The sequence below is a fragment of the Pseudomonas fluorescens group sp. genome (genome assembly GCF_020093335.1).
Taxonomy (GTDB): domain Bacteria; phylum Pseudomonadota; class Gammaproteobacteria; order Pseudomonadales; family Pseudomonadaceae; genus Aquipseudomonas; species Aquipseudomonas petroselini.
Genome location: NZ_JAIOKW010000037.1, coordinates 17515 through 29739, shown reverse-complemented (window position 1 = coordinate 29739; position 12225 = coordinate 17515). Strand labels below are relative to the sequence as shown.

Sequence of the window (12225 nt, the reverse complement as noted above, 5' to 3'; positions counted from 1 at the left end):
CCGGTCGCCTTTTTTGCTGACTCCTTTGCTTTTGATGGAAATTGAAATGACCGACCAGACTACCCGCCTGCCGATCCGCCGCGCCTTGATCAGTGTTTCCGACAAGACCGGGATCCTCGAATTTGCCCGCGAGCTGGAAGCTCTGGGTGTGGAAATCCTCTCCACGGGCGGGACCTTCAAGCTGCTGCAGGACAACGGCGTGGCCGCAGTGGAAGTGGCGGACTACACCGGTTTCGCAGAAATGATGGACGGTCGGGTCAAGACCCTGCACCCGAAAATCCACGGCGGCATCCTCGGCCGTCGCGGGATCGACGATGCCATCATGACCGAACACGGCATCAAGCCGATCGACCTGGTGGCCGTCAACCTCTACCCGTTCGAAGCCACCATCAACAAGCCAGGCTGCGACCTGCCGACTGCCATCGAAAACATCGATATCGGCGGCCCGACCATGGTTCGCTCGGCCGCCAAGAACCATAAAGACGTGGCCATCGTGGTCAACGCCAGCGACTACGCCCAGGTGCTCGAAAGCCTGAAGGCCGGTGGCCTGACCTACGCCCAGCGTTTTGACCTGATGCTCAAGGCGTTCGAACACACCGCCGCCTACGACGGCATGATCGCCAACTACATGGGCACCGTGAACCAAGCCGCTGAAACCCTCAGCACCGAAGGCCGCAGCCAGTTCCCGCGCACCTTCAACAGCCAGTTCATCAAGGCCCAGGAAATGCGCTACGGCGAGAACCCGCATCAGAGCGCGGCGTTCTATGTGGAAGCCAAGCCTGCTGAAGTCGGCATCGCCACCGCGACCCAACTGCAAGGCAAGGAGCTGTCCTACAACAACGTGGCCGACACCGACGCCGCGCTGGAATGTGTGAAGAGCTTCGTCAAGCCGGCCTGCGTGATCGTCAAGCACGCCAACCCATGCGGCGTGGCCGTGAGCCCGGACGCGGAAGGCGGCATTCGCCAAGCGTACGAACTGGCCTACGCCACCGATACCGAATCGGCTTTCGGCGGCATCATCGCCTTCAACCGTGAACTGGACGCCGAGACCGCCAAGGCGATCGTCGAGCGTCAGTTCGTTGAAGTGATCATTGCCCCAAGCGTCAGCGAAGAAGCCCGCGCCATCGTGGCGGCCAAAGCCAACGTGCGCCTGCTGGCCTGCGGCGAGTGGTCGGCTGACCGCGCCGCTGCCTGGGACTACAAGCGCGTCAACGGCGGCTTGCTGGTACAGAGCCGTGACATCGGCATGATCGGCAGCGAAGACCTGAAAGTGGTCACAAAGCGCGCCCCGACCGAGCAAGAGATCAACGACCTGATCTTCGCCTGGAAAGTGGCCAAGTACGTGAAGTCCAATGCCATCGTCTACGCCAAGAACCGGCAGACCATCGGTGTCGGCGCTGGCCAGATGAGCCGCGTGAACTCGGCGCGTATCGCCGCGATCAAGGCCGAACACGCCGGTTTGCAGGTGGTGGGTTCGGTGATGGCTTCCGACGCATTCTTCCCGTTCCGTGATGGCTTGGACAATGCCGCGAAAGCCGGCGTGACCGCCGTGATCCAACCGGGCGGCTCGATGCGTGATGCTGAAGTGATCGCCGCCGCTGATGAAGCCGGCATCGCCATGGTCTTCACCGGCATGCGTCACTTCCGTCACTGATCCAAATGTGGAAGGCGCTTTTTGTAGTGAGCGGGCTTGTCCCGCGATGGGCTGCACAGCAGCCCCACTGGATCTCCAGTGAAACCGGGGGGACGCCCCCCCCCTCACCACAAGAACCCTCCCACATAAAGCGCTCCTGCAGCGCCTACAGAATTTGAGGTTTTTGAAATGAATGTTTTGATCATTGGCAGCGGTGGCCGTGAACACGCCCTGGCCTGGAAAGTTGCCCAGGACCCGCGCGTCCAGAAGGTTTTCGTCGCCCCCGGCAACGCCGGTACCGCCATTGAAGCCAAGTGCGAGAACGTCGCTATCGACGTGCTGGCCCTTGAGCAACTGGCAGATTTTGCTGAAAAGAACGTGTCCCTGACCATCGTCGGTCCGGAAGTGCCGCTGGTGGCTGGCGTGGTGGACCTGTTCCGCAGCCGCAACCTGGACTGCTTCGGCCCCACCGCCGGCGCGGCCCAGCTGGAAGGCTCCAAGGCGTTCACCAAGGATTTCCTGGCCCGCCACAAGATCCCGACGGCCGATTACCAGAACTTCACCGAGATCGAGCCGGCCCTGGCTTACCTGCGTGAAAAAGGTGCGCCGATCGTGATCAAGGCCGACGGCCTGGCCGCCGGTAAAGGCGTGATCGTCGCCATGACCCTGCAGGAAGCCGAAGACGCCGTACGCGATATGCTCGCCGGCAACGCTTTTGGTGACGCCGGTTCGCGCGTCGTGATCGAAGAATTCCTCGACGGCGAAGAAGCCAGCTTCATCGTGATGGTCGACGGCAAGAACGTCTTGCCAATGGCCACCAGCCAAGACCACAAACGCGTCGGCGACGGCGACACCGGCCCGAACACCGGCGGCATGGGTGCCTACTCCCCTGCCCCGGTGGTCACCGCCGACGTGCACCAGCGCGTCATGGACCTGGTGATCTGGCCGACCGTGCGTGGTATGGCCGATGAAGGCAATGTCTACACCGGCTTCCTGTATGCCGGCCTGATGATCGACAAAGCCGGTAACCCGAAAGTCATCGAGTTCAACTGCCGCTTCGGCGATCCGGAAACCCAACCGGTGATGCTGCGTCTGCAATCGAGCCTGGTACTGCTGGTGGAAGCCGCCCTGGCCCAGGCCTTGGACAAGGTTGAAGCGCAGTGGGACCCGCGTCCGAGCGTTGGCATTGTGCTGGCGGCCGGTGGTTACCCTGCCGACTACGCCAAGGGCGATGTGATTGAAGGCCTCGATGCGGCGGCGACCCTGGAAGGCAAAGTGTTCCACGCGGGCACCGCGCTCAAGGACGGTAAGGTCGTGACCGCCGGTGGCCGCGTGTTGTGCGCCACCGCCATGGGCGCCAGTGTCGACGCCGCGCAGCAACAGGCGTATACGCTGGCCGCGAAGATCGATTGGAACGGCTGCTTCTACCGCAAGGACATCGGCTACCGCGCCATCGCCCGTGAACGGGGCGAGAACAGCTAAGCAGCCGCCGTCAGTAGCTATCCGTTCGGCTAGGCAAGGGCCTCTGGCCCTTGCCGTATGCAGGCCTACCCGCGCATAGTTAACCCGTGCATCAACCTACGAAGGGATTTCGCCGTGCGCTGGCTCAGGATCGCCATAGGTTTTACTGTCAGCCTGCTGACACTGCTCTGCTTGCTCCCGGCCCAGGCCGCGGCGCAAGGCAGTGGCTGGGCAGTATTGCTTGATGAACAGGCCGACCTGCAACTGAGCGACATCCGGTCCTCGCGCTACACCAATCAATTCAGCCCCATCGAACTGGACCGCATCACCGCTGCGGAACCGGACGGTGCGTTGTGGGTACGTTTCAAGCTGCAACCCGGCAAGCACGAGCAAGTGCTGCGGGTATTCGCCCCGGACCTGTCGCACCTGAGCCTGTATGTGCTGGACGGCGACACCCTGGTGGAACAACAGAGCACCGGCACGCGCCAGCCCCAGGCAGAACGGCCGCTGCCCAGCAGCGACTTCATGCTGCCGATGCCCCAGAGCCAGAGGCCCCTTGAGGTCTACCTGCGCCTGGTCTCCGAACACGAGCTGCGCCCTTACATCACCCTGGAACCGGCCGTGCTCGCCGCCGCCGACCAGACCCAGACGCTGATCTACGGCCTGCTGTTCGGCTGCTTGCTGATGCTGATCCTGCACAACCTCACGCGCTTCGCCTACCACCGCTCGCGCAGCAGCCTGTGGCTGGCGGCTTGCGAAGTGCTGTTGATGCTCAGCCTGGCACTGCTGCTCAATCTGATAGGTCCATGGCTGCCGAACTGGCATGCGGTCCAGACACCCGGCGCTTACCTGGCGCTGCTGCTGACCGCGCCGTGCGGGCTGATGTTCGCCTACCGCTTCTTCATGCCCCTGGGCCCGCACCCGCTGAACAAACTGTTGATGGGCGACATCCTGTTCATTGTGCTGTGCGGCCTGCTGCTGTTGTTCGTCAACACCCTGCCGCTGAACATCATCACCTACGCCCTGGTGGCCCTGGCCGGCTTGAGCATGCTGTTTGTCTCGGCCTATCACTGGCAGAAAGGCTACCGCCCGGCACGCCTGTTCGTGGCCGCGATGGTGGTGTTCAACATCGGTACGCTGATCATCCTGCCGGCGCTGCTGGGCCTGACGATGGTCTCGCCACAGGGTCTGATCGTCACGTTGCTGGCCTTTATCTGCCTCAGCGGCCTGTTGATGAGCCTGGCTTTGGGCGAACGCCAGCGTGCGATTGTCGAGGCGCGCTTCAGCCTCAGCCGCGACCTGGCGGCGAGCAACGCCGAGATCGCCGCCAAGGCCGAGTTCCTGGCCAAGATCAGCCACGAGATACGCACCCCCATGAACGGTGTGCTCGGCATGACCGAACTGCTGCTGGGCACGCCGCTGTCGGTGAAACAACGCGACTATGTGCAGACCATCCATAGCGCCGGTAACGAACTGCTCACGCTGATCAACGAAATCCTCGACATCTCCAAGCTGGAGTCCGGCCAGATCGAACTGGATGACGTGCAGTTCGACCTCAATGCGCTGATCGAAGACTGCCTGAGCATCTTCCGCGCCAAGGCCGAGCAGCAGAACGTCGAGCTGATCAGCTTTATCCAGCCTCAGGTGCCCCGTGTGATCAGCGGCGACCCGACCCGCTTGCGCCAGGCCATGTTGAGCCTGCTGGAAAACGCCCTGCAGAAGACCGACGAAGGCGAAGTGCTGATCGTCGTCGCGCTGGATGACCGCAGCACCAAGCCACGCCTGCGCATTGCCGTGCAGGACAGCGGCCTGCCGATGGAAGCGGCCGAGCGCGACGCCTTGCTGCACAGCGAACTGCACAGCAAGAATTTCTTCTCGGCCACCCGCCTGAACGGTCACCTGGGCCTGGTCATCGCCCGCCAATTGATCCTGTTGATGAACGGCGAATTCGGTATCAAGAGCGGCAGCCATCAGGGCAGCACCCTGTGGCTGACCCTGCCGCTGGACCCGGAACGCCTGGAGCACCCGACCTCCGACCTCGACGGCCCACTCAAAGGCGCACGGGTGCTGGTGGTGGACGACAACGACACCTGCCGCAAAGTGCTGGTGCAGCAATGCTCGGCCTGGGGCCTGAACGTCAGCGCCGTGCCCTCGGGCAAGGAAGCCCTGGCGTTGCTGCGCACCAAGGCGCACCTGCGTGACTACTTCGACGTGGTGCTGCTGGACCAGAACATGCCCGGCATGACCGGCATGCAACTGGCGGCGAAGATCAAGGAAGACCCGAGCCTGAACCACGACATCCTGCTGATCATGCTCACTGGCATCAGCAACGCGCCGAGTAAGATCATCGCGCGCAATTGCGGGATCAAGCGCATCCTCGCCAAGCCGGTGGCCGGCTACACGCTCAAGACCACCCTGGCCGACGAACTGACCCAGCGCAGCAAAGGCACGTTGCAATCACGCCCGCCCCTCGCCGTACCGGCAGCCGTCACGGTGCCCGCCGACTTCCGCATCCTGGTGGCCGAAGACAACAGCATCTCCACCAAAGTGATCCGCGGCATGCTCGGCAAGCTCAACCTCAACCCGGACACCGCCAGCAATGGCGAGGAAGCGTTGGAGGCGATGAAAGCCCAGCGTTATGACCTGGTATTGATGGATTGTGAAATGCCGATCCTCGACGGTTTCTCGGCGACCCAGCAACTGCGTGCGTGGGAGGTGAGCCACCAACGCATTCGTACGCCAGTGGTGGCGTTGACGGCGCACATTCTGACGGAACATAAAGAGCGCGCCCGCCAGGCCGGGATGGATGGGCACATGGCCAAGCCGGTGGAGCTGTCGCAGTTGCGGGAACTGGTGGAGTTCTGGGTGGCACAGCGCCAACAAAGGCCGGAACACGCGCCCTCCTGACCTGACGTTCGTGGCAACACCCCACCTATATTGTGGTGAGCGGGCTTGTTGTGGTGAGCGGGCTTGCCCCGCGCTGGGCTGCGAAGCGGCCCCAATAAAAACGCCGCGTTGTGTCAGGCACTCCGCGGCGTTGGGTTTTAGGGCCGCTTCGCAGCCCAGCGCGGGGCAAGCCCGCTCACCACAAAAGCCAGCTCCCACATTTGATTTGTTTCGCCTGATAGACTGCCCACACTTTTTCCGCCCGCGAGCCGCCCTTCATGCTCCACGTGTTATTCAGCGTCTACCTGAAAATGCTGGTGCTCTACAGCCCATTCTTCGTGCTGTCCTGCTTTATCAGCCTTACCCGTGGCTACTCCAGTAAAGAGCGGCGGCGCCTGGCCTGGAAAGTGGCGCTGGCCACCCTGGTATCGAGCGTGTTGCTCTACCTGTTCGGCCGGGTAATTTTCAGTGTGTTCGGCATCACCGTCGACGCCTTCCGCATCGGCGCCGGCAGTGTGCTGTTCATCTCCGCCCTGGGCATGGCCCAAGGCAAGTCGGCGGTGCAGACCGACAACGTGCAGCAGGACGTGACCATCGTGCCGCTGACCATCCCCCTCACCGTCGGCCCCGGCACCATCGGTGCACTGCTGGTGATGGGCGTAAGTCAACCGCACTGGGATGACAAACTCACCGCCATCCTCAGCATCGCCCTGGCCAGCCTCACGGTGGGTGTGGTGCTGTACCTGTCCAACCGCATCGAACGTATCCTCGGTGACCAGGGCTTGCAGATCGTCAGCCGGTTGATGGGTTTGTTCGTGTGCGCCCTCGCCGCGCAAATCATTTTCACCGGGGTACGCGGCTACCTCGTGCCCTAGATCCGGTACTTGGCGATCGCCAGTTGCACCTTGTCTCCCGCGCTCTCGCGCATCAGTTGGATGGTTTTTTCGTTGACCACCGAGGTGTTCAGCACCAGGCAGGTCTGCCCGCTGAAGGCTTCGAACGAAGAGCTGTCCCACTCCAGGAACGGCAACCCCACCTGTTTGCTCACACCGTGGGTGCTGTAGGTCACCAGCACCATCATCAGTTCACCATCGGTTTCAGCACAAGACGCCAGGCCGAAATCACCGCCTTGGTGTACCGAACTGTTGCGTTTGAACAACTCGAAAGTCGCAGGCGTCTGCTTCAACGCCTCCAACGCATCGGCCGCCAGTTTCGGCAGCACGGTGAGCAGCGTTCCGGACAATGACGTAGCCGCCCACAGCGCGGCCATGATATTCAGCGCCGCCAATTGCACCGTCAGGCCTTTTCCCGAACGGGAGATCCGCTCGAAGCGGCTGCGTACCGGCAGCCAGCCCAGGCTGATCATCACCTTGATAAATTCTTCGTACCAGACCTCGGTACCGCGTTGGACTTTCAACACATCGCTGACGTAGCTGCTGGCCAGCAGGTAGCTTTTACGGATGTATTCCCGATTCAGGCCGGACAGCCCTTCGGCAAATGAGATGACGCTGTTGTTGACCACCGCCGCGTTGAAGTTGTCCTCGGTGTCCAGCGGTAGGTTCGCCTGCGTGCCTGACGCTCCCGGCAACTTGTAGGCGGCAATCAACTTGCGCCTTTTTGTACTGTTGATCCTTTTGTGATGTCGCTCCATTTTGATTCTCCACAAGCACCCCAACTCGAGGCTTATGTTCACCCTAGTCCACTGCCTGACGGGTTTCCCAGGCGATAAAACCCCCTTGGTGCGGCCCGTCAAACCCTGGCACCCAGCAATCACGCTGGGTGCCTGGCGAGCTTCCGGATTTCGTCGCCATAAAAAGAAAAAGCGCCGAACAACATCAGGAAAATCCCTGCGTCATTCGGCGCTTTCAGGCAGCCCAGCGGCGGTTTTCAGGACGCGGGTTTCTCGCCGTACCACCGCGGGGTGTACACCCACTCACCGCCACCGGCACGGGGGAAAGTGCAGGTGGTGGACGAGCCGATCAGCACCATGGTGCGCATGTCCACCTGTTCCGGCGTCAGTTGCCCAAGCGTGGTCACACGCAGGGTCTGCCCCGGGCGACCGATATCGCGGCCCAGCACCACCGGCGTTTGCGGCGTGCGATGCAGGGCGACGATTTCCAGCGCGCGCCCCAGTTGCCATGGCCGCGAACGCGAGATCGGGTTGTAGAACGCCAAGGCCAGGTCAGCCTGGGACGCCAGGTCCAGGCGCTTTTCGATGATTGACCAAGGCTTGAGGTTGTCCGACAGCGACATCACGCAGAAGTCATGGCCCAACGGCGCGCCCGCCTGGGCGGCGGTGGCCAGGGAGGCCGAGACACCGGGCAGGATTTGCAGGTCGACCTGATGCCACGCCGGGTCGCTGGACGCGTGCAAGGCCTCGATCACCGCAGCGGCCATGGCGAACACGCCAGGGTCCCCGGACGACACCACCACCACCGAGCGACCTTGGGCTGCCAACTCGAAGGCGTGACGCGCGCGCTGCATTTCTTCGCGGTTGTCGGTGCAGTGCTGCACCTGATCATCGCGGAACGGACCGGCCATGCGCACGTAGGTTTCGTAGCCAAGCACGTCGGTGCAGCGTGCCAGTTCAGCCTTCACGGCGGGCACCATCAACTCGGCGGCACCAGGGCCCAGGCCGATCACGGCGAGGCGACCACGCAGACGTCCGACGCGCGACAGGTCCAAAGGCTGCTCAGCGACGTCAATAACGATATCGGCCTCTTGGCTGGCGCTGACAAACCGCAACGGCACACCCAGTTCCAACGCTGCCTCATGCAACGACGCTTCGGCCATCTGCGTATCGCTGGCCAGCAGGCACGCCAGGGATTGCACAGCGATGCCGGCCTCATGCAATGCCGTGCGCACACGCTGTGCCAGTTGCGCGCCGGGCTGGCAGGTCACGCTGACGTTCTTCGGATAGATCAGCAATTCATTGGCGGCGGGTACACGCTCGGCACTGCCCACGTGAATCGCCAGGCGTGCCTGCTGATCCTGGGGCAGGTTGGCCTGGTCCAGCCAGGGCGCCGCGCCTTCGATGCGCACACGTTCGCCGGCCAGCAGGTCCGAGACGAAGCGCTTGCCCAGCTCCAGATCGGCCAGCTCATACCCCTTGGGCGGGTTGAGCAGGCAGGTGCCAAACCGCAGCTCGCCACTGGTGGTAATCGCAGCGGCCACGTCCAGCGCAGCGGCAATGTCCCGCGCCATGACGTTCACACCACCGAGGCCACCGAGCAGCGGCACCACGGCGCTGCCGTCTTCGGCCACGGCCAGCACGGCAGGCTCTTCGCCCTTTTCCAGCAGCAGCGGCGCGAGGGTGCGGATCACGATACCTGCAGCGCACAGTGCAATCAGCGGCGTGCCGTGTTGATAGAGCTGGCGCAGGGTCGCGCCGAACTCGCTGTAAGTCTGGTCCGCGCCTTCAACACGCCCGGCCAGGCCGTGGATCAGGGCGCCGGGGTACACCTGCTGGATCTTGCGCGCAGTGGCCAGGCTGCCCTGGCCGAGGATGACAATCGCCGGGCTCATCAACCTTTCCACCGTTCACCGGGCACGATGATCAGCGAGAAGTACGGTGAAGACATCGGCTCCACCTGATCGAGCGGCACGATCTTCTGGTTGGCCATGGTGGCGCGTTCCACATACAACGCGCGCTCGGCCAGGCCGAGTTCTTCCAGCACCTGGCGTACCTTCGGGAAGTTGCGCCCCAGCTTCATGATCACCGCCGCATCGGCGTCCGCCAGACGGCGCTTCAGGTCCTCATGGGGCAGCACGCCCGAGAGCACCGACAGGCTCTGGTTGCGATACACCAACGGCGCGCCCAGTACCGAGGCGCCGCCAAGCATCGAACACACGCCAGGGATGACCTGGGCGTCGTAGCGTTCGGCGAGGCGGTCATGCAGGTACATGTAGGAGCCGTAGAAGAACGGGTCGCCTTCGCAGATCACCGCCACATCGCGGCCGGCGTCCAGATGCGCGGCAACGTCGACGCTGGCGGCGTCGTAGAAGTCGCTGATCACTTGCTCGTAGGACATCGGCGCCGGCAATACCTCGGTGGTCACCGGGTACACCAGCGGCATCAGCGTCTGTTGCGGCACCAGGTGGTCTTCGATGATGCCGAAGGCATTACCTTTTTTGCCCTTGGCCACGAAGTACGCCACCACCGGCGATTCGCGCAGCAGGCGCAGGGCCTTGAGGGTGATCAGTTCCGGGTCACCGGGGCCTACGCCCAGGCCGATCAAACGTCCGCGTGCCTGCATTATTCGACCTCCGTGGCCAGGGCATTCACGGCGGCGGCGGCCATGGCACTGCCGCCCAGGCGGCCCTGCATGATCACGAACGGCACGCCACGGCTGTCGGCGGCCAGCATCGCCTTGGATTCGGCGGCGCCCACAAAGCCGACCGGGAAGCCGAGGATCAACGCCGGTTTCGGTGCGCCGGCATCGAGCATTTCCAGCAGGTAGAACAAGGCGGTCGGCGCGTTGCCGATCACCACCACGCTGCCTTCCAGGTGCGGGCGCCACAGCTCCAGCGCAGCAGCGGAACGGGTGTTGCCCAACTCGCGCGCCAAGTCAGGGACGCTGTCGTCACGCAAGGTGCAGATCACGGGGTTGTTAGCCGGCAAGCGCGCGCGGGTCACGCCTTCAGAGACCATCCGCGCATCACACAGAATCGGCGCGCCGGCAGCCAGCGCATCGCGCCCGGCCTTGCCCGCACCTTCGGAGAACTGCAGGCCGTCGATGGCCTCGACCATGCCGCAGGCATGAATCACGCGCACCGCGAGTTTTTCCAAGTCGGCCGGGATGCGGTCCAACTTGGCTTCCGCGCGAATGATGGCGAAGGAGTTGCGGTAGATCTCCTGACCGTCGCGGATGTAATCAATCATCGGTGTTGCTCCGTGGGCGAGCGCGCAGCAAGGCGCCCGTCGCTTCAATAGAAAGGGTGCGCGCGTGCAGCCGGCCAAACCCTGGGTGGGCTGCATCGCGGAAATAGAGGTCGTAGTGGCCGGGACTCACTGCCAGCAACGTCACCGGCGCAACGTGCGCCGCGGCGCAGGAACGTGGGCAGCCGGACACGTGCACGTCGACGCCTGGGTCGAGCGCGGCCAGTTGCTGGGCGTCCGCCTTGGTGTCGGCCAGGCCTTTGCCGCAGCCGCTGGAACCCGTGCAGGCGGTCATGCGCGCCAGCGGTTGGTCAGCTGAGCAGAGGAAGCCCAGTTGCGCCAGGCGCTCGGTCACGGCGTGAGGCTTTTCAACGTTGGGCAGCAGCACGCCCTGCCAAGGGGTGAAACGCAAGGTGCCGTCGCCGTACTCGCTGGCGAGTTGTGCGACGCCCGTGAGCATCGCCGAATCCAGGCGGCCCAAGGGTGCGATGGCAGCGACATAGGACTGATTTTTTTGCGCCTGTGGATAAGTCCCAAGGTGCAGCAAAGCACCACTGGGCGGGCGATTGAAGCCGTCGACCGGCAGTAGCTTCAGGTGCAAACGGCTCAGCAGGTTATCCACAGGCAGATGACGCATGCGGGTGTGTTCCGGGGTGGCGAGGTCAAGAAACGCCTCCAGCACCGCCACCACCAGCGCATGGCCCTGCTCCAATGGCACGGCCGCCAACGGTGCATCCAGCCCAGGGCAACCGGCCAGGCCGAACGCGAGGAGCGTCTCGCCATTGCGCACGAACGCCGAGAGCCACAGATCATGATGATGTTCGAGCATCGCCAGCGCTTCACCGCCATCCAGTTGCACGGCGAACTTGGCCGACAGCTGATGAAAACGCGGATGAGTTTGCAGGGTGGCGAGGATTTCATCGGCCAGCGGCCGGGTGTCGAACAGCATCTGCGGGTCGATACCGGCGCTGGGGCTGAGCATCAGGTTGCGTACGTCGTCACCGGCGGCGTTGCGGGGCCCGAGGTCGGCGGCCAGCAGCCTGGCGATCAAGGCGTCCTCTTCGGCGCCGATCCCGCGAATCTGCAGGTTGGCGCGGTTGGTCGCCTCGATCACCCCGCCGGCATAGGCCTGGGCCGCACCCGCCACCGCGCGGGCTTGCGCTGCGGTGATCGAACCACCGGCCAGTTTGATCCGGCAAATGCCGCCATCCAACGCCTGGACGATACGCAGCAACCCCGGACAAGCCGAGGGGCGCAAGGTATTCACAGCGGGCGTTGGGTTCACGGGGCTACCGGTTTGCAGGTAAAGGCGCGGTATTATGCCTGCTTTGTCCGGCGGCATGAAAAGCCTGCCCGTCGGATGTCG

General features: G+C 63.5%; 9 protein-coding genes. 4 read left to right on the top strand and 5 right to left on the bottom strand.

Features of this window, described 5'->3' with window-relative positions; translation table 11 throughout:
- Positions 1 to 46 precede the first annotated feature (46 nt).
- The 4 genes from purH (at position 47) to K7431_RS25445 (ending at position 6855) form a co-directional block, all read left to right on the top strand.
- Complete coding sequence (gene purH / locus K7431_RS25460; RefSeq protein WP_012721993.1) at positions 47 to 1654, top strand: bifunctional phosphoribosylaminoimidazolecarboxamide formyltransferase/IMP cyclohydrolase; 1608 nt, start codon at positions 47 to 49, stop codon at positions 1652 to 1654.
- A 168-nt stretch (positions 1655 to 1822) separates the two neighbouring features.
- A complete protein-coding gene (gene purD, locus K7431_RS25455) occupies positions 1823 to 3115 on the top strand; it encodes a phosphoribosylamine--glycine ligase (protein WP_012721992.1) in 1293 nt (430 codons plus the stop codon).
- A 114-nt stretch (positions 3116 to 3229) separates the two neighbouring features.
- Positions 3230 to 6001, top strand: a complete 2772-nt coding sequence (locus K7431_RS25450) for a hybrid sensor histidine kinase/response regulator (RefSeq protein ID WP_043204714.1) — start codon at positions 3230 to 3232, stop codon at positions 5999 to 6001.
- A gap of 257 nt (positions 6002 to 6258) precedes the next feature.
- A complete protein-coding gene (locus tag K7431_RS25445) occupies positions 6259 to 6855 on the top strand; it encodes a MarC family protein (protein WP_003171467.1) in 597 nt (198 codons plus the stop codon).
- On the opposite strand, the gene K7431_RS25440 is transcribed toward K7431_RS25445, so the two are convergent.
- The 5 genes from K7431_RS25440 to cobG all read right to left on the bottom strand — a co-directional run bounded on the left by K7431_RS25440 (position 6852) and on the right by cobG (position 12201).
- Positions 6852 to 7631, bottom strand: coding sequence for a hypothetical protein (locus K7431_RS25440; protein WP_043204712.1), 780 nt, complete (start codon positions 7629 to 7631; stop codon positions 6852 to 6854). The genes K7431_RS25445 and K7431_RS25440 overlap by 4 nt on opposite strands.
- A gap of 236 nt (positions 7632 to 7867) precedes the next feature.
- On the bottom strand, positions 7868 to 9505 hold the full coding sequence (cobJ, locus tag K7431_RS25435) for a precorrin-3B C(17)-methyltransferase (protein ID WP_012721989.1): 1638 nt from the start codon (positions 9503 to 9505) through the stop codon (positions 7868 to 7870).
- Entirely contained in the window at positions 9505 to 10236 is a 732-nt protein-coding gene (locus K7431_RS25430; protein WP_012721988.1) for a precorrin-2 C(20)-methyltransferase, read from the bottom strand. Before K7431_RS25430 ends, cobJ begins: the two co-directional genes overlap by 1 nt.
- Entirely contained in the window at positions 10236 to 10862 is a 627-nt protein-coding gene (locus K7431_RS25425) for a precorrin-8X methylmutase (protein ID WP_012721987.1), read from the bottom strand. The genes K7431_RS25430 and K7431_RS25425 overlap by 1 nt, the downstream gene beginning before the upstream one ends.
- On the bottom strand, positions 10855 to 12201 hold the full coding sequence (cobG, locus tag K7431_RS25420) for a precorrin-3B synthase (protein WP_012721986.1): 1347 nt from the start codon (positions 12199 to 12201) through the stop codon (positions 10855 to 10857). Before cobG ends, K7431_RS25425 begins: the two co-directional genes overlap by 8 nt.
- Positions 12202 to 12225: the final 24 nt, after the last annotated feature.